Raw genomic sequence first — 18,400 nt, 5'->3', positions numbered from 1 at the left:
AGTGGTTATTCACTCCTTCCTGGATTTATATCATGACAGAAAAAGCCTCTCTCAATCATAAAGATGGACAGGCATTCATTCATAAAAAAACCTTTTAATCGGCTTTGATTAGGCATGCTGTAGAAAGCATTATAGAAAGTAGCTTGTGGATAGTTTAGCACAGTATATAAATGAATAAAAAATATTTATAAACGTTATTAACATTTCTGTGGATAACGTTGTAAAGAAGGGTGTGAATGAATATCCACAAGTTATCCACACTTTGTGAATAACTTTGAAGGCTCAAAACGATTTACACAAGTTAAACACAATTATAATATCAAAAAAAGACTTGCTGTGCAATGTTATTTCGACATTTATCCACAAGTCCCAAACCTTGTAGACAATCTTTGTCCACATCGCTATATTTTGTGGTTTTCCTGTCGATATGTGTTGTGGATAGTATTTTTTTGTCAGATTTACGTAAACAATAGACTGTGGATAGTTTAGCGAACGAATATAAAGGTGGAAAAAGAATTGTGTCGAAGCTCTAGTTTTGAAGAGGCAAGTTGGAATAAATGTTTATTCTATTACTAAAAATGTAGGTGATTTTTATAAAGTAAAGATCCCTTTAAGAAAAAGAGAAAGTGGTTCTCACGAAAAAGGAAGTTGACAGAAGGGATGGTTATTACTTATAATTACAAAGACTGTCTATGAATAGATTTTTTAAACAGGATATTTCATCCCTTGGGGAGGTGCATTATAAATGAAAAGAACGTTTCAACCAAATAACCGTAAACGCAAAAAGGTACATGGCTTTCGTACGCGTATGAGTACTAAAAACGGACGTAAAGTTCTAGCTCGTCGTCGTCGTAAAGGAAGAAAAGTATTATCTGCATAGGCCGCTGAAAAGTCAGTGGTCTTTTTTCACATCAAGAAAGTATGGGAATATGCTAGATTGGTGAAAAGTTAGGAAGGATCCAATGGTGTTTAGCCAGGGGGTCCGTTACATAGAATATGAAGGACAAGCTGGATATGTAGTGTTATAAAGGTGATCATGAATGAAAAAAGAGTATCGTATTAAAAAGAATGAAGAATTCCAAGAAACATTTAAGCGTGGAAAGTCCTTTGCAAATAGACAGCTTGTCATCTATTATCTAGAAAAAAAGGATCAAGAGCATTATCGTGTAGGTCTTTCAGTAGGAAAGAAAATAGGCAATGCCGTTACGAGAAATCGTATTAAGCGCTATTTACGCCAAGCTTTCCAGGAGATGGAGCATCGGATTAAATATCCGCATGATATTGTAATTATTGCACGACAACAAACAAAACAAATGACCTATGAAGAAATAAAGAAAAGCTTGAATCATTTGTTGTATAAAGAACAACTTCTAAAAAAATAACGTAACTATATAGATTCCAATATGATTTTTAGATAGAATACATATAGGATAAACTGTATAAGGCTTATGTTAAGCGTTTGCTTTTCATATAGTTAGGAGGAAACATTTTGCGGAAAAAATATTTACTGCTTGTGACACTAGTAATGTTGCTGGCAATTCTTTCGGGTTGTACAGAGGTTAATCAACCAATCACACCTGAAAGTGAAGGGTTTTGGAATAGTTATTTCGTTTATCCATTATCCCAGGTTATTGTCTATTTTGCTGAGTTATTCAACGAGAACTACGGCCTTTCTATCGTGATCGTAACAATTTTAGCACGATTAATTCTTGTACCATTAAACGTAAAACAGTTAAAAAGCTCAAAGGCGATGCAAGATATTCAGCCAGAGCTTAAAGAAATACAGAAGAAGTACAGCTCTAAGGATGCGAATACGCAACAACAATTGCAACAAGAAACGATGGCATTATTTCAAAAGCATGGCGTTAATCCGCTTGCCGGGTGTTTGCCTATTTTTATTCAAATGCCGATTTTGCTTGCCATGTACCATGCGATTATGCGTACAGAAGAGATTAGTTCACACAGTTTCTTATGGTTTGAGCTAGGTTCTCCGGATCCGATCTTCTTATTACCATTAATTGCAGGTGGCGCAACATTTATCCAGCAAAAGCTTATGATGGCTGGAAGCCCTGCAGCAAATAACCCACAAATGACGGTTATGCTATATGTAATGCCGATTATGATTGGTGTGTTTGCTATTTTCTTCCCAGCAGCACTAGCATTATACTGGGTTGTAGGGAATATCTTTATGGTTGTTCAAACTATTTTTATCCGTAAACCAATGATGAAAGATGTAGTTGGAGGAGACAAAAAGTGAGAGAAATAACTGCGAGTGGACAAACAGTTGAAGAAGCGGTCCAGTCAGCATTAGAGCAGTTAAACACCACAAAGGATCAAGTAAATATTGAAATAATAGATGAAGGCAAAAAAGGTTTGCTTGGTCTGTTTGGATCGAAACGTGCTTTCGTAAAAGTAACGTTAGCAAAAAACAAAGTGGAAGAAACAAAAGTATATCTTAAACAAGTGATTAAAAACATGAACGTAGAAGCGGACGTTACGATGGATGTCGTGGGGAATCACGTTAATTTTGAATTGAGCGGTGAAAACATTGCGGTATTAATCGGCAAACGTGGCCAAACTTTAAATGCCCTACAATATCTGCTCCACCTGGCAATAAATAAAGATGGTGAGCAGTTTTATACAGTATCCCTTGATGCAGAGGGATACCGCCAGCGCAGAAAAGACACATTAGAATCGCTTGCCACAAAAATGGCCGATAAGGCAGTGCGTTTAAATAAAAAAGTAGCACTAGAGCCGATGCCGGCCTTTGAACGTAAAATTATTCATAGCGCTCTACAGAATAATAAGGGAATCTCCACCTACTCAGATGGGGTAGAACCACATCGCCACATCGTGATCAAGCCTTAAAAACAGCATGATAATAACGCCGTTTCATGATCAACAGCAGTGTATTAAAAATATAGAAGAATCCGCTTGGTTTTCAAAATGAGAGCCAAGCGGATTTTTTTATGTTCTCTACCTTTATCCACAAACCTACTGCAGTAACGAAATATTTTTATACATTATACACATGTGGATAAAACGATCGTTAGGTGAGATAAAAAACTACTGTGGATAACTTTATTTTTGAATGAAGGTGTGTTATTCTATTAAGTTAGTGGCGATAAAAATATAATTCGTTATTAATATAGATAAAAGTATGTTTCTGGAGGTGACATGTAGTGGAGACAGATACAATTACAGCAATATCCACACCTATTGGCGAAGGGGCGATTGCCATTGTCAGGCTAAGCGGTCCTGAGGCAATCTCCATTACGGAGCAAATATATAAAGGGAAAAGCTTAAACGAGGCAGATTCCCATACGATACACTATGGAAAGATTCTGGACCCGCAAACAAATGAGGTTGCAGAAGAAGTAATGGTAACCTTAATGCGAGGGCCAAAGACCTTTACGCGAGAAGATGTAGTCGAGATTAACTGCCATGGTGGTATGGTCGCAGTAAACCGTGTGCTGGAAATCATCTTAAGTAAAGGCGCTCGTCTTGCAGAGCCTGGAGAGTTTACTAAACGTGCCTTTTTAAATGGCCGCATTGATCTTTCCCAGGCAGAAGCAGTAATGGATCTTATTAGAGCGAAGACAGACAAAGCGATGTCGGTCGCGTTGAAACAGATGGATGGAAGACTGTCTGGATTGATCCAAACATTGCGTCAGGATTTACTGGAAACAGTCGCACATGTGGAAGTGAACATCGACTATCCAGAGTATGATGATGTAGAGGAAATGTCTCATGGTGTGATGCGTGAGAAAACGAAAGAGGTGCATCGGGAAATTGAGAGCCTCTTACAGGTTGCCCAGCAAGGTAAGATATTACGAGAAGGGCTGGCGACCGCGATAATAGGCCGACCTAATGTTGGGAAGTCTTCGTTAATGAATGCATTGGTACAGGAAAATAAGGCGATTGTGACCGAAATCCCTGGAACCACAAGAGATATTATAGAGGAATATGTGAATGTACGCGGCGTTCCTTTGCGTCTTGTTGATACAGCAGGGATCAGGGAAACAGAAGATATTGTAGAGAAGATAGGGGTAGAGCGATCTCGAAAAGTTTTAAAAGAGTCTGACCTTATCTTATTTGTTTTAAACCATAATGAAAAACTGTCCGAAGAAGACGAAAAGCTTTTTGAAGCAATTCAAGGACTTGAATATATTGTTATTATCAATAAAACCGATCTGGAGCAAAACTTAGACCTCGATAGAGTAAAAGAGCTCGCGGAAGGTAATCCCATTGTAACTACCTCTTTGCTGGAGGAAGCAGGAATTGACAAGCTTGAACAAGCTATTGCAGAAACGTTCTTTTCCGGTGAAATTGATACTGGTGATTTAACCTATGTATCGAATATCCGCCATATCCAGCTTTTGAAACAGGCAAAGGAAGCATTAGAAGATGCCATGCAGGGCTTGGAAATGGAGATGCCGCTTGATATTGTACAAATAGATGTCACGAGGACGTGGGAATTTTTAGGTGAAATTATTGGGGATACGGCTAGCGATAGCTTAATTGATCAGTTATTTTCACAGTTCTGTTTAGGAAAATAAAACGCTCAAGTTTTTTAAAATAAGTACGTTAAATAATAGGAAGGATGAAAAACAATGACATACGATGCTGGGCATTATGATGTAATCGTAATTGGTGCGGGGCATGCTGGTGTGGAAGCAGGATTAGCTTCAGCGCGAATGGGCGCGAAAACACTTATGCTGACACTTAATTTGGATATGATCGCGTTTATGCCGTGTAACCCATCCATCGGTGGTCCGGCCAAAGGGATTGTCGTACGTGAGATAGATGCCCTTGGCGGTGTAATGGGGAAGGTTATCGATAAAAACCATATCCAAATGCGTATGCTGAATACAGGGAAAGGCCCTGCTGTTCAAGCGTTACGAGCACAAGCCGATAAACCATTATATATAAAAGATATGAAAGGCATTATCGAAAATCAAGAAAACCTTACGCTAAGACAAGGTATGGTAAATGAATTAATTGTTGAAGACGGGGTATGTAAAGGAGTAATTACCGAATCTAAAGCAGCTTATAGCGCTGAAACGGTAATTATTACGACAGGTACGTTTATGCGCGGAAAAGTACTCATGGGAGATTTGGAATATGAAAGTGGTCCAAACAACCAACGAGTATCTGTTAAGCTTTCCGAGCATTTGGAAGAGCTGGGCTTTGAGCTGACCCGTTTCAAAACAGGAACGCCTCCACGTGTGAACAGTCATACAATTGACTATTCGCAAACAGAAATTCAACCAGGGGATGAGAAGCCACAAAGCTTTTCTTATGAAACAACCGAGTATATTACAGATCAAATCCCGTGCTGGTTAACCTATACCAATGAATTCACACATGAAATCATTAACGAGAATCTCTCGCTATCTGCTATGTATTCAGGTATGAAACGTGGTACAGGACCAAGATACTGTCCGTCCATTGAAGATAAAATTGTCCGTTTCAATGATAAACCACGTCATCAAATTTTCTTAGAGCCAGAAGGTAGAGATACAGAAGAGGTTTACGTGCAAGGATTGTCCACATCACTACCTGAATCCATTCAACACGACATGGTACGAAGTGTAAAAGGGCTGGAAAATGCAGAAATTATGCGTGCAGGATATGCCATTGAATATGATGCAGTTGTTCCAACACAGCTATGGCCAACATTGGAAACAAAAAAAATCCCTGGACTTTATACAGCAGGACAAATTAACGGTACTTCCGGTTATGAAGAAGCTGCTGCTCAAGGTATCATGGCAGGAATTAACGCTGCTGCAAAAGTACTTGGTAAAGAACCGGTTATTTTAGATCGTTCTCAAGCTTATATCGGCGTCCTTATTGATGATCTTGTAACAAAAGGAACAAACGAACCATATCGTCTGCTAACCTCTCGTGCGGAATATCGTCTCTTGCTTCGTCATGATAATGCAGATCTTCGTTTGACTGATATTGGGTATGAACTTGGAATGATCTCTGAAGCGCGTTACCAAAAATTCCAAGACAAAAAGAGATTGGTCGAGGAAGAAAAGAAACGCTTGAATAAGCTGATCATTAAACCAATTGAAGCTGTTAATCAAGTAATGGAAGATGCAGGGGCGACACCATTAAAAGAAGCGGTAAAAGCATATGACTTACTAAAAAGACCAGAGCTTTCTTACAATATCCTTGAACAAATGATAGATTCTAACCCGGATCTTTCCGAAGAGGTAAAAGAACAGGTTGCGATTCAAATTAAGTATGAAGGGTATATTAAAAAGGCGTATGAGCAAGTTGCCAGAATGCTGAAAATGGAAGATAAAAAGATCCCTGCTGACATTGATTACGATGATATTGGCGGAATTGCAACAGAAGCGAAAGAAAAGCTTAAAAAGGTCCGTCCATTATCAGTTGGTCAGGCATCGCGAATCTCTGGTGTAAACCCAGCAGATGTTTCGATCTTACTTGTTTACATTGAGCAAGGAAATATTGCGAGAATGGCTTAAGCTATCTTTTAAAAAATAATTGGGCGCTCACCATAGCGCTCTTATATGATAGCGGGAATAAGGCTTATAACCATGCCTTTTCCCGCATCCTTTTACATAACCGTAAAACGAAATAAAGGAGATTCCACCATATGATTCCAGAAGAATTTGCACATGCCTTGGAGGAAAAGGGAATAGAGCTTACTGCATACCAACGTGAGCAGTTTGCTACCTATTTCAAGACTTTAACGGAATGGAATGAAAAAATAAATTTGACAGCGCTGACAGCGGAAACCGATGTTTATTTAAAGCATTTTTACGATTCCATTTCTGCTGCTTTTTATTTCGATTTCAAGGGTCCTTTGCATGTGTGTGATATAGGTGCAGGTGCAGGTTTTCCAAGCATCCCTTTAAAGATCTGTTTCCCAGAGTTAAAAGTAACGATCGTTGACTCTTTACAAAAACGTATTGGATTTTTAAACCATTTAGCAACACAGCTTGAACTTCGTGATGTAGCATTCTACCATGACAGGGCCGAAACTTTTGGAAAAAATAGTAAATTCCGCGAAAGTTTTGATATTGTTACAGCTAGAGCAGTTGCGAGAATGTCTGTGTTAAGTGAACTGTGTCTGCCGCTAGTGAAAAAGGGTGGCGTCTTTATTGCGATGAAGGGATCCCAGGTTAAAGATGAACTTTCTAATGGGATTGCTGCTATCGAGTTAATGGGCGGGAAAACTTCGGACACGTTTACCTTTACACTTCCGAAAGAAGAAAGTGAACGCTCCATTGTTATCGTGGACAAAGTAAGGAAGACACCGAAGAAGTATCCGAGAAAACCAGGTACACCGAATAAGGAGCCTATTGAGTAAATTTAAAATTCCATAGAATAAGACTGTTATGGATACAATTGTTTACTTTATCGGTCTTTATTATGGTAAAATAGAAGGAGGAGCCTTACTAACGAATTGGAACACTTTCTAGTCCTTTGCTCGTAATTAACTGATGCTCTACTTACTAGGGACAAGTTGTGACATTCAAAATGTTTCACGTGAAACATTGATTCTATAATGTATGTAGACAGACAGAAACGGCCACGCCCAGCTCCAGCGCCTGAATATGTGTGCGCTTTTGTACATAGATTTTGATAGTTCCAGATAAAGAGAAACGTAGATGGACTCTTACCGTTTTTCAAACAAGTAAACAAAAGGTGGTGTCTGATGATGGTAAAGCCTTTTAATAAAATTTTTGGTTTAGGGGACAAGCCCGCTTCTGGCTCTGAACCAGAAGTAGAAGCCTATCATCCGGATGAAGTGGTTCAACTTCCAGTTAGTGATATTGAGCCCAATCGTTATCAACCAAGAAGTATATTTAAAGAAGAGAAAATAAAAGAACTTGCTCAAACCATTAATACACATGGCATGATCCAACCGATTGTGGTGCGTAAGTTAGAAGAGGAAGAGGGCAAGTACGAGTTAATCGCCGGGGAAAGGCGTTGGCGGGCGGTACAGTCATTAGGATGGGAAACAGTCTCGGCAATAGTTCGGGAAATGACCAACACGGAAACTGCTTCTGTTGCATTAATAGAGAACTTGCAACGTGAGGAATTGACGGTTATAGAAGAAGCAAAAGCTTATGCGCAACTGCTAGAGCTACATTCCTTAACACAGGAAGCATTAGCACAACGCCTAGGAAAAAACCAATCCACTATTGCCAATAAACTTCGTTTGCTGAAGCTTCCAGAAGAGGTACAAGAGGCCTTGCTCGACAAAATGATTACAGAACGTCATGCGAGGGCATTAATAAAGTTAAAAGATCCGGAGAAACAGCTTCAACTATTAAAAGACATTCTTGAGAACGAATTGAATGTGAAGCAAACAGAAGAGCGGATAGCAAAGATAAATGAACCAAAGGAAGCGCCGCCTAAGAAAAAAGCAACTTTAAAAGGCATTAGCAAAGATATTCGGATTGCGATGAACACCATTAGGCAATCATTGAATATGGTTTCCGATACAGGAGTCGAAGTAGAGTCTAATGAACAGGAAATGGATGACTATTATCAAATAACAATTAAAATACCGAAACAGAAATAATAATTTTCTTCCTTGCTTAATTCGATGAACTTAAGCTATGTAACGGTTTGAAGTTTCCGGTTTATTTTTAAACATTGCATACCCATCTTAAAGGAGATGGGTATTTTTCTCATCATCCTTCCATTAGATGGCTACATTCTTCAACAATATTCTCCTCTTTCTTCTCCTGCTAATTACAAATTCTTAACAAAAATGAATTTAAGTCGTCCTTTTTTCGGAATTAATGATAAAATAAAAAGTATATCGTTAGGTAGGTGTCAACATGGGAAAAATAATCTCCATCGCAAATCAAAAAGGTGGCGTAGGGAAGACAACTTCGTCTGTTAATTTAAGTGCATGCCTTGCTAATTTAGGAAATAGAGTGTTACTTGTCGATACAGATCCACAAGGAAATGCAACAAGCGGGGTAGGTGTAAACAAAGCAGATGTAAAGCACTGTATCTATAACGTGTTAGTAGAAGATATGCCTGCTGAAGAAGTTTGCATTCCCACTAGCGTAAACAACTTAGATATAATACCTGCAACAATTCAGCTTGCCGGAGCAGAAATTGAACTTGTTCCGACGATTTCACGGGAAATTCGCTTAAAAAAATCATTGGAAAGCCTTAAAGATTCCTATGATTATATTTTGATCGACTGCCCACCATCATTAGGTTTATTAACACTCAATGCCTTAACGTCGTCAGATACAGTGTTAATTCCGGTGCAATGTGAATATTACGCTCTAGAGGGCTTAAGCCAATTACTAAACACAATTCGTCTTGTTCAGAAGCATTTAAATAAACATCTTATGATTGAAGGCGTGCTATTGACCATGCTGGATGCGCGGACAAATTTAGGTATTCAAGTAATAGAAGAAGTGAAGAAATACTTCCAAGATAAAGTCTATCAAACTGTTATTCCACGAAATGTTAGATTAGGAGAAGCTCCAAGTCATGGACAGCCGATTATTACGTATGATCCTAGATCACGAGGTGCTGAAGTATATCTTGAATTAGCGAAGGAAGTGATGGCCAATGGCGAGAGGGTTAGGTAAAGGGATAAATGCTTTCTTTCCGGAGATAGAAGAACAGTCTGATGAAAAAGTAGAAGAAATTGCTATTACAGAATGCAGGCCGAATCCATATCAGCCACGGAAAACATTTCACGCAGATGCGATTGAAGAGCTAAAAGAATCTATTTTAGAATATGGGATTATACAGCCTCTTATTGTCCGGAAAAGTATAAAAGGCTACGAAATTGTAGTAGGGGAAAGAAGATTCCGTGCTGCAAAAGAAGCTGGCTTAAAAACCATTCCAGTAGTGATTAAAGAGCTTTCTGATGAAAGAATGATGGAGCTGGCATTATTAGAAAACCTGCAGCGGGAAGATTTAACGCCAATTGAAGAAGCACATGCTTATACAAATTTAATGTCAGAATTAAAAATTACCCAAGAAGAGCTTTCCAAGAGGTTAGGGAAAAGCAGATCGCATATCGCAAATATTGTTCGATTACTCTCATTGCCTGAGCCGATAATAGCGTACATTAACAATGGTGAAATTTCGATGGGACATGGAAGAGCTTTGCTTGGCTTAAAGGATAAAACAAAAGTTGTTCCCCTTGTAAATAAAGTACGCAATGAAAAATTGAATGTTCGACAAGTGGAACAGCTTATTATGCAATTAAATGAAAAGCCAGTGAAAAAGGAAATTGAAAAACCTAAAAAGGATGTATTCCTTCAGGAGAGAGAATCCTTTTTACGAGACCGTTTTGGAACAGCAGTAACGATTCAACGCGGGAAAAGAAAAGGTAAAATTGAGATTGAATTTTATACAGATGACGATTTACAGCGGATTATTGATGTATTAGAAGATTAAAGAAAAGACTGGCGTGCTATACCGTCAGTCTTTTGCTATGAGCATTGTTTCACGTGAAACAATTATGACAAAAAGAGATTACATACTGGAGAGGTAGCAATGGTTTTATATGGAACATTAGTAAATGGTGCACTCATCATTATTGGAAGTATATTAGGGCTTTTCTTTACCAAAATTCCCGAGCGATACAAAGAAACCGTTATGCATGGCATTGGGTTAGCTGTTTTACTCATCGGTTTACAGATGGCTTTTTCGACAGAAGTGATTATAATTGTGCTATTAAGTCTACTATCAGGTGCCATTATAGGTGAATTTTTAAGACTGGAAGAATTCTTAAATCGTCTTGGTAACTGGATTGGCAGTAAGTTTACAACCAAAAATGAGGACATAAGTGTAGCACAAGGCTTTGTGACAGCTTCGCTTATTTTTGTAATTGGTGCAATGTCGATACTTGGTGCATTGGATAGTGGAATACGTGGCGACCATGAAGTCCTTATAACCAAGGGAATACTTGATGGATTTGTGGCACTAGTGCTAACGACCACGCTCGGATTTGGAGTTATCCTTTCTGCTATCCCTGTAGTGCTTTACCAAGGGGCAATTGCTTTACTTGCCACTCAAATAGAAAAGTGGCTGCCAGAGGCTTTTCTTAATGGTCTCATTATCGAGTTGACTGCGGTTGGCGGTTTATTGATCGTTGCGATCGGTTTAAACCTCCTAAAAATAATAAACATTCGAATTGGAAACCTCCTCCCTGCTATCGTGACGGTAGGACTAATCTATTCTGTTTATTATCTTTTTTAAATACAAATTGGTGATCCTTAAAAAGGGTTTTAACGTGCAAGAAAACAACGAGCGGAAAACTCGTTGTTTTTTTATTCCGTCTTAACTGGCAGGAAGACACACTTCAAGAATGTGGTAAGAAATCAAGGAATTCTAAGTGGGGGACAAAAGGGACCCCACCACATGTTAGTTCAACTTTATGCATTCTTTCTAAAATAATTAATTTGTCGGTGCGGAGCTGTTTAGATCTTTGTTAAACCGCAAAACAACAGATGGACGTTGTTGGTTGAATGCCATGCGCTGATCAATATGATCCAGTACACCAGCTACTTTTGTTGCCATGTCCATAACAACTGATAATCGAGTGTTTTGTAAGACGGAATGCTCCATAAAACCACTCACATTCACAACACCTGTTATATGTACATGTCCAATGTCTGGCAGAGGCTTATTTAAAGCAGCTCCTGGCTTAATAGGACCTGTCCCTGAGATAATGTGACCAACAGAAGTATTCTTCCCCAGACAGGCGTCTACGGCGATTATAAAGGGGTTCAAATGCCGGGTGTTAATATGTTCAATATACTCTTGAAGGTTAGTCGCATGAACTGGATCGTGAAGGGTTCCATATACCGTCATATGTTTTGGCCTCTTTTCAGAAAACAGGGTGCCGATAAGAGGTCCAAGCGAATCTCCCGTGGAGCGATCTGTCCCAATACATACAAGAACGTAATCTCGCGGGATTACTGGGAGCCATGAAATAATCTTTTCACTCATAACCGAATATAATTCTGGGTCTGTGTGATGCATGCGAAAATTTTCTTTATTAGGGCTGATCCGATTTTTTAGATTCATAGCTTATCCTCCAAATACATATTGGTATAGTATACGGAAAATTTAAGAAATCTATACATACATTATGGATATATGGGGGATAAAACATGCGAGCAGGTATAAAGTGGATGTTTTTAATAATTGGGACGACAATTGGAGCAGGCTATGCTTCAGGAAGAGAGCTATGGCAATTTTTTGGCCATGAAAGTGGACTAGCTATTTTACTGTTTGCAGTATTTTTCTCCCTATCATGTTGGGTAATTATGAACCTTAGTTTTAAAAACAAGTCAACACATTATTTGCCGGTACTACGAATCATCGTTGGAAAGCGAATGTCTGGAATATATGATGTCATGATTTTTCTTTACCTTTTTACAACCACGGTTGTCATGATTGCAGGAAGCGGTGCTACTGGCCAAGCGTTTAACTTTCCTTATTGGTGGGGTATAGGGATTATGTTAATGGCATTAATTGCCCTATTTATGAAGGATATTAATGGACTACTATCCATTAACCAGGTCATTCTCCCACCATTACTGGGTGGTTTAGTATTTGTATTGCTTTTGTTTACGATAGATCAAGAGCTCCAACTGTTTTCTCACTGGCGGGAGCAAAGAAATTGGACTGCAGCTTTCCCGTTTACTGCGCTAAACATTTTACCGTTAATTGCAGTTTTAGGTGCAGTTGGTAATAAGGTAAAATCAATAAAAGAAATATGGGTGGCCTGTATTGGTAGTGGGATTTTGCTTGGTAGTATTTCTTACCTTTATAACAATAGTCTGATTCAAATTGCAGACGAGCTGCTCCTCTACGAAATTCCTTTATTTGCCATTCTCCAGCATTACCCTGTACAAATGATTATTTTTATTAGCATCTTACTATGGCTAGCAATTTTTACTACCGCCGCCTCTGGAATACTCGGGATTGTAACACGTATACAAAGCTACTTAAATAAACCATTATGGTTGATTGTCCTGGTCACCTTGGTTACAATGATTCCATTAACAGCATTAGGATTTAGTACATTGGTTAGTTACTTGTACCCCATTTATGGTGTGTTGAATTTATACGTGCTGACCAGATTGTTGCTCTTTCCTTTGTGGTACAAACAAACATAGAAATACTCAGGTAAAACAGCTAGAATAGGAGGAGATGCAGTGAATATCGAAGAAAGACTACAAAATTCTTGGGAATACCTAACGGGTCCAGGTTTATGGATTACAATTGGAGAAGGTGTCCTGCGAATTGTATTAATTATTATCTTAGCCCTTATTATTGTCAGGGTTACCCGAAATCTTGTTGACCGTCTCTTTAAGAGAAGAGAAAGTGGACCCATTCGAATTACAGAACGAAGAGAAAACACGTTAAAGAAATTAATAAAAAACGTAGTAGCGTACATCGTTTATTTTATCGCCATTATTATGGTCTTAGATAATGTTCTAGGATTTAATGTGGGAGCATTACTAGCAGGCGCAGGCGTGGCTGGACTAGCCATTGGATTCGGTGCCCAAAATCTAGTTCGAGATATTATTTCCGGTTTCTTTATTATATTTGAAGATCAATTTTCAGTAGGAGATTATGTCGGTGTCGCTGGTATTGAGGGTACGGTAGAAGAAATAGGCCTTCGTACGACAAAAGTACTTAGCTGGACGGGCGAACTGCATGTGTTGCCAAATGGAAATGTGACACAGGTTATTAACTATTCTGTTCATAATGGTCTCTCTATTGTGGATGTGAACATACCATATGAAAGCAATGTGAATGATGCGGAAAAAGCGATCAATGAAATAGTTGCAACCCTTCCCGATAAATACGACTTTATCGTGGGTGTGCCGGAAATTATCGGCGTGCAAAATCTCGATGTCTCACACTTCTCGATTAGAGTTATCGCGGATACTCTGCCAGGCTTCCAATGGGCTGGCGAACGAAATATCCGAAAAGAACTCCAAGATAAGCTGTATAAGGAAGGAATCGAGATACCTGCTCCACGCATTGTTATGTACTCCGGAGATGAGAAGCAAGGATTACTGGAAAATCGTGAGCGTGGCGAGTAATTTTTCAGTATAATAGAGATAGTAGCTGTATGAGAGAATGAATGAAATGAGGACAAGCAAGCTATCTTTTTAAAAAGGAGAACAGGGAATGGCGGAGAAAGATTTTAATCTACATGATGTCGTGGAAATGAAAAAACCTCATCCATGTGGAGAAAATCGTTGGAAAATCATACGTATGGGAATGGATATCCGAATTAAATGCCTTGGATGTGATCACAGCGTCATGATACCAAGAAGAGATTTTACAAAGAAAATGAAAAAGGTATTGGAGAGAGCAGAGGAGTAATTGAACCCCCTTTATACGGAAAAAGTTTTAAAACGTGTAAAATGGACGATTCTTCTTAAAAAGTGGTATGATGGTAGTAGAAAAAGATAGTGTTGTATAAAATAATAGGGTTTAATACGAAAATAGGCATCCTAAAATGCCTATTTTTGTTTTTTGCCGGCTTGTCAATTGATTATCTACTATCTATAATTAGGATGACTAACACGTTCATATGAATGGAATCCTTAAGGAGTGAAGGTTGTATGGCTTTAACAGCAGGAATTGTCGGACTTCCGAATGTCGGAAAATCTACGTTGTTTAATGCAATTACACAAGCGGGAGCAGAAGCTGCCAACTACCCGTTTGCAACAATTGATCCCAATGTAGGAATTGTGGAAGTACCCGATGAGCGCTTAAATAAATTAACAGAATTAGTAAACCCGAAGAAAACGGTCCCTACTGCATTTGAATTTACAGATATTGCAGGTATTGTAAAAGGTGCTAGCAAAGGAGAAGGACTGGGAAACCAATTCCTTTCCCATATCCGCCAGGTGGATGCAATTTGTCAGGTAGTTCGCTGTTTCCAGGATGATAACATCACGCATGTTTCCGGAAAAATAGATCCAATAGATGACATTGAGATCATTAACTTAGAGCTCATTTTAGCGGATCTCGAAACCGTAAACAAACGTCTTCAGCGCGTGGAAAAGCTGGCAAGACAGAAGGACAAGGATGCTGTCGCAGAACAGGAAGTACTAGCGAAGCTAAAAGACGGTTTGGAAGAGGAAAAGCCTGCCCGTGCCTTAGAATTCTCTGAAGACCATTGGAAAATTGTCAAAGGTCTTCATTTATTAACAGCAAAGCCAACGCTTTATGTGGCGAATGTTAGTGAGGAAGAAGTTGCAGATCCGGACAGCAATGAAAATGTTCAGAAGGTAAGGGAATTTGCAGCAGCGGAAAATGCAGAAGTGATTGTCATTTGTGCTAAAATTGAAGAAGAGATTTCAGAGCTCGACCAGGAAGAAAAAGAAATGTTCTTAGAAGAACTCGGCATTACCGAATCAGGTCTTGATAAGCTTATTAAAGCATCCTATCACTTATTAGGATTAGCTACTTATTTTACTGCAGGGGAGCAGGAAGTGCGTGCTTGGACATTCCGTGAAGGCATGAAAGCACCTCAGGCAGCAGGTATCATTCATACAGACTTTGAAAGAGGCTTTATCCGTGCGGAGACCGTTTCATATGAAGATCTTGTGGCAGCTGGTACAATGGGGCAAGCAAAAGAAAATGGGAAAGTTCGCTTGGAAGGTAAGGAGTACATCGTAAAGGACGGCGATGTGATCCATTTCCGTTTCAATGTTTAATAAAACCGTATAACGAAAAAAGGATCTCTCGAAACCTTGTTATTTCATTTAAGATTTGGTATAATACACTATTGTGAGTAATTATTATTACGATTACTCCTTGCCCTTAGTGAGACTGGCTTCAGGTCGGACAAAAAATAAGGGCCGCTAAGACCAAAAGGAGGTGTAACGGATGAGAAAATACGAAATCATGTACATCATCCGCCCAGACATGGAAGAGGAAGCTCAAACAGCTTTGATTGAGCGTTTCAATGGTATTCTTACAGATAATGGCGCGGAGATTGAAAAAGTTGATGAAAAAGGCAAGAAACGTCTTGCTTATGAAATCAAAGACTATCGTGATGGATATTATGTAGTCATTAATTTCAGCGGTGATGAAAATGCAGTAAATGAATTTGATCGCCTTGCGAAATTCTCTGATGATATTATTCGTCATATTGCAGTTCGAGAAGATGATCAATAATAGGGAGTGGTTCTGATGTTAAATCGTGTCGTACTAGTTGGCAGGTTAACGAAGGATCCTGATTTACGTTATACACCCAACGGAGTGGCTGTAGCCAATTTTACGATTGCAGTTAATCGTCCATTTTCCAATCAGCAAGGCAATCGTGAAGCTGATTTCATTAACTGTGTCGTTTGGAGAAGACCTGCGGAAAACCTTGCGAACTTTATGAAAAAAGGAAGCATGATTGGTGTTGATGGTCGTGTGCAAACACGTACTTTTGACGGCCAGGATGGTAAAACAGTATTTGTAACAGAAATTGTTGCAGATAGTGTTCAATTCTTGGAAACAAAAGGTTCTTCCCAGAACAGAGGGCAAGACAATCCAGGTTTCCAACAACAAAACCGGAACCAAAATCAGTATCAGCCTAATCAGAACCAAAACCAGAATCAAAATCAGGACGACCCATTCCGAAATAATGGGGAGCCTATCGATATATCAGACGATGATTTACCATTCTAGAATGTAAAAAGGAGGGTTATCAATGGCAGCTCGTCGCGGACGCGCAAAGCGTCGTAAAGTGTGTTACTTCACAGCTAATGGAATTACACACATCGATTACAAAGATGTAGATTTGCTAAGACGTTTCATTTCTGAACGCGGAAAAATTCTTCCTCGTCGTGTAACTGGAACTTCTGCAAAATACCAACGTAAATTGACTGTAGCAATTAAACGTGCTCGTACAATGGCATTGTTACCATTCGTAGCAGAGTAATGTTATAAAAAACCTCCAGATTCCGTTTAAGGGTCTGGAGGTTTTTTTGCTATTCCCTGTTAAATCCGTGCTCTTCTAAAATAGTTGCAGCTTCATCACTTTTTAAATACGTAATGAACCTATCTGAATCTGCATGATTCGTACTAATGGTTGTAATTGCTGCTGGGAACTCGATAGGATTGTGGAGCTCGGAATCGACTGGGAAGATCATCTCAACACGGTCCGTTTCTATTACATCGGAATAATAGACAAACCCAGCATCCACTTTTCCTGATTCGATAAATGTTACTACCTGGGCAAGGTCTTTTGCGTATAAGAAGGAATCAGATAAAGGTTCCCAAAGATTAGCGGATTGTAAGGCCTGTTTTGCATAAGTACCGACAGGAGAGGTCTCGGGCTGTCCAAGTACAATTTTATCAAAGGTCCCCTGCTGTAACGCTTCTAGTGATGATATGCTTACATCTTCTCCAGCTGTTCCAGCGAACACCAATTGGTTAGTAGCAAAATTTGTTCTCGAATCTGCGACAATCATCGATTGGTCCGCTAACATATCCATCCATTCCTGGTTACCTGAAATGAATAAATCTACAGGTGCCCCTTGTTGAATTTGCTGAGCAAGCTCTCCCGAGGGCCCGTAATCGACCGTAATGGTAATATAGGGGTTTTCCTCTTCAAATGCCTCTATTACATCTGGTAAAACGTGAGACATGCTGGAGGTCGCTGCTAGTAATAAGTGCGTTTCTTCAGTTGATTTTATAAATGAATCATTGGGGTCGTTCGAGCAAGCGGTTAAACTGACTAAGCCTATTAATAAGATTAAAAAAAGCCTCATAAGAAATAATCCTGCTCCTAACTAAAATGTTTTTGTTCCTACTTCCTTCGTTTCGGATAAATACGAATGATTATATATAGCATGATAAAAATGTACAAGAAAAAAACACCTAATAGAACATCATCTACTGGAATGAGTAAAGCAATAATCATATATAGAATAAACGGAATCGTTGCGATAAATACACTCATTTTCCATAGCAAGGGAAATTGCAGCTTCCGGTCCATTAGTTTTGCAATACCTACTCCTATATAAGAAATGACAGATAATCCGATACAGACGAAAATTACCAAGGGCAAGTAGTAAAATATAAAAAAGTAGATAATGAGGAAGACGATATTCATGTCTGCTGATATACCACTATTCCCTGCGAGTCGATTTATAAAAGCAGGAATGGAGACAAGTATTAATAGAATAAACATATAAAGGATCGCAATGTCCATACCAACGCGATTTAGCTGGAAAGTAGCTTTCTTACTTGGGAGTTTAAGGCTTTGCAGAAAAACATGGCGGAATTTCATAACATTCATCCTTATTTTATAGTCTACCTTCTATTATAAAGGAAAATAAAGCGACATAAATGAAAAAGCATGACTTTTTCCTAACAATGTAATAAATAGCGTATGAAGCAC

Annotated in this window: 21 protein-coding genes; 18 read left to right on the top strand and 3 right to left on the bottom strand. The window is 38.9% G+C overall.

All coding sequences use genetic code 11. The features are described 5' to 3' along the window. The first annotated feature begins 745 nt into the window (after positions 1–745). The 11 genes from rpmH (at position 746) to LG273_RS19180 (ending at position 11,226) form a co-directional block, all read left to right on the top strand. Entirely contained in the window at positions 746–880 is a 135-nt protein-coding gene (rpmH, locus tag LG273_RS19230; RefSeq protein WP_019377820.1) for a 50S ribosomal protein L34, read from the top strand. A 160-nt stretch (positions 881–1,040) separates the two neighbouring features. Then, positions 1,041–1,382 carry a ribonuclease P protein component gene (gene rnpA / locus LG273_RS19225; RefSeq protein WP_379559968.1) on the top strand — a complete coding sequence of 114 codons (342 nt, stop codon included), beginning with the start codon at positions 1,041–1,043 and terminating at the stop codon, positions 1,380–1,382. A gap of 107 nt (positions 1,383–1,489) precedes the next feature. Continuing rightward, positions 1,490–2,257 carry a YidC family membrane integrase SpoIIIJ gene (gene spoIIIJ / locus LG273_RS19220; protein WP_379559969.1) on the top strand — a complete coding sequence of 256 codons (768 nt, stop codon included), beginning with the start codon at positions 1,490–1,492 and terminating at the stop codon, positions 2,255–2,257. Beyond that, the gene (gene jag, locus LG273_RS19215; RefSeq protein ID WP_379559970.1) at positions 2,254–2,868 is read left to right on the top strand and encodes an RNA-binding cell elongation regulator Jag/EloR; all 615 of its coding nucleotides are present in this window, start codon (positions 2,254–2,256) and stop codon (positions 2,866–2,868) included. Before spoIIIJ ends, jag begins: the two co-directional genes overlap by 4 nt. Before the next feature lie 314 nt (positions 2,869–3,182). Next, positions 3,183–4,559 (top strand): tRNA uridine-5-carboxymethylaminomethyl(34) synthesis GTPase MnmE, encoded by a 1,377-nt coding sequence (mnmE, locus tag LG273_RS19210; protein WP_379559971.1) that lies wholly within the window; start codon positions 3,183–3,185, stop codon positions 4,557–4,559. A 54-nt stretch (positions 4,560–4,613) separates the two neighbouring features. Beyond that, positions 4,614–6,497, top strand: a complete 1,884-nt coding sequence (gene mnmG, locus LG273_RS19205) for a tRNA uridine-5-carboxymethylaminomethyl(34) synthesis enzyme MnmG (protein ID WP_404456881.1) — start codon at positions 4,614–4,616, stop codon at positions 6,495–6,497. 131 nt (positions 6,498–6,628) lie between these two features. Further along, positions 6,629–7,345, top strand: a complete 717-nt coding sequence (rsmG, locus tag LG273_RS19200; protein ID WP_404456878.1) for a 16S rRNA (guanine(527)-N(7))-methyltransferase RsmG — start codon at positions 6,629–6,631, stop codon at positions 7,343–7,345. A 351-nt stretch (positions 7,346–7,696) separates the two neighbouring features. After that, positions 7,697–8,566, top strand: a complete 870-nt coding sequence (gene noc / locus LG273_RS19195; protein WP_404459606.1) for a nucleoid occlusion protein — start codon at positions 7,697–7,699, stop codon at positions 8,564–8,566. A gap of 262 nt (positions 8,567–8,828) precedes the next feature. After that, the gene (locus LG273_RS19190) at positions 8,829–9,602 is read left to right on the top strand and encodes a ParA family protein (protein ID WP_379559974.1); all 774 of its coding nucleotides are present in this window, start codon (positions 8,829–8,831) and stop codon (positions 9,600–9,602) included. After that, positions 9,583–10,422 carry a ParB/RepB/Spo0J family partition protein gene (locus tag LG273_RS19185; protein ID WP_379559975.1) on the top strand — a complete coding sequence of 280 codons (840 nt, stop codon included), beginning with the start codon at positions 9,583–9,585 and terminating at the stop codon, positions 10,420–10,422. The genes LG273_RS19190 and LG273_RS19185 overlap by 20 nt, the downstream gene beginning before the upstream one ends. A gap of 99 nt (positions 10,423–10,521) precedes the next feature. Continuing rightward, positions 10,522–11,226 carry a DUF554 domain-containing protein gene (locus tag LG273_RS19180; RefSeq protein WP_379559976.1) on the top strand — a complete coding sequence of 235 codons (705 nt, stop codon included), beginning with the start codon at positions 10,522–10,524 and terminating at the stop codon, positions 11,224–11,226. 198 nt (positions 11,227–11,424) lie between these two features. Here LG273_RS19180 and yyaC read toward each other — a convergent pair whose 3' ends face one another. Then, positions 11,425–12,057 (bottom strand): spore protease YyaC, encoded by a 633-nt coding sequence (yyaC, locus tag LG273_RS19175; protein ID WP_379559977.1) that lies wholly within the window; start codon positions 12,055–12,057, stop codon positions 11,425–11,427. Between the two features lie 86 nt (positions 12,058–12,143). Between yyaC and LG273_RS19170 the strand changes: the two genes are divergently transcribed. The 7 genes from LG273_RS19170 to rpsR all read left to right on the top strand — a co-directional run bounded on the left by LG273_RS19170 (position 12,144) and on the right by rpsR (position 16,936). Then, on the top strand, positions 12,144–13,154 hold the full coding sequence (locus LG273_RS19170) for a hypothetical protein (protein WP_404456874.1): 1,011 nt from the start codon (positions 12,144–12,146) through the stop codon (positions 13,152–13,154). A 39-nt stretch (positions 13,155–13,193) separates the two neighbouring features. Then, on the top strand, positions 13,194–14,090 hold the full coding sequence (locus tag LG273_RS19165) for a mechanosensitive ion channel family protein (protein WP_404456871.1): 897 nt from the start codon (positions 13,194–13,196) through the stop codon (positions 14,088–14,090). A gap of 88 nt (positions 14,091–14,178) precedes the next feature. After that, complete coding sequence (locus LG273_RS19160) at positions 14,179–14,376, top strand: DUF951 domain-containing protein (protein WP_404456868.1); 198 nt, start codon at positions 14,179–14,181, stop codon at positions 14,374–14,376. A gap of 242 nt (positions 14,377–14,618) precedes the next feature. Then, entirely contained in the window at positions 14,619–15,719 is a 1,101-nt protein-coding gene (gene ychF, locus LG273_RS19155) for a redox-regulated ATPase YchF (RefSeq protein ID WP_379559981.1), read from the top strand. A 172-nt stretch (positions 15,720–15,891) separates the two neighbouring features. Then, entirely contained in the window at positions 15,892–16,182 is a 291-nt protein-coding gene (gene rpsF, locus LG273_RS19150) for a 30S ribosomal protein S6 (RefSeq protein WP_379559982.1), read from the top strand. Positions 16,183–16,197: 15 nt separating this feature from the next. After that, positions 16,198–16,683, top strand: a complete 486-nt coding sequence (gene ssb, locus LG273_RS19145; RefSeq protein WP_379559983.1) for a single-stranded DNA-binding protein — start codon at positions 16,198–16,200, stop codon at positions 16,681–16,683. Between the two features lie 22 nt (positions 16,684–16,705). Beyond that, entirely contained in the window at positions 16,706–16,936 is a 231-nt protein-coding gene (rpsR, locus tag LG273_RS19140; protein ID WP_036578084.1) for a 30S ribosomal protein S18, read from the top strand. Between the two features lie 49 nt (positions 16,937–16,985). Here the strand turns inward: rpsR and modA are convergent, their stop codons facing one another. Beyond that, positions 16,986–17,768: a molybdate ABC transporter substrate-binding protein gene (modA, locus tag LG273_RS19135; protein WP_404456863.1), complete on the bottom strand. Its 783-nt coding sequence runs from the start codon at positions 17,766–17,768 to the stop codon at positions 16,986–16,988. A gap of 38 nt (positions 17,769–17,806) precedes the next feature. Beyond that, complete coding sequence (locus LG273_RS19130; protein WP_404456860.1) at positions 17,807–18,289, bottom strand: DUF1189 family protein; 483 nt, start codon at positions 18,287–18,289, stop codon at positions 17,807–17,809. Positions 18,290–18,400: the final 111 nt, after the last annotated feature.

The organism is Oceanobacillus kapialis (assembly GCF_044790185.1).
Taxonomy (GTDB): domain Bacteria; phylum Bacillota; class Bacilli; order Bacillales; family Amphibacillaceae; genus Oceanobacillus_B; species Oceanobacillus_B kapialis.
This window is presented reverse-complemented; position numbering and strand designations above follow the sequence as displayed.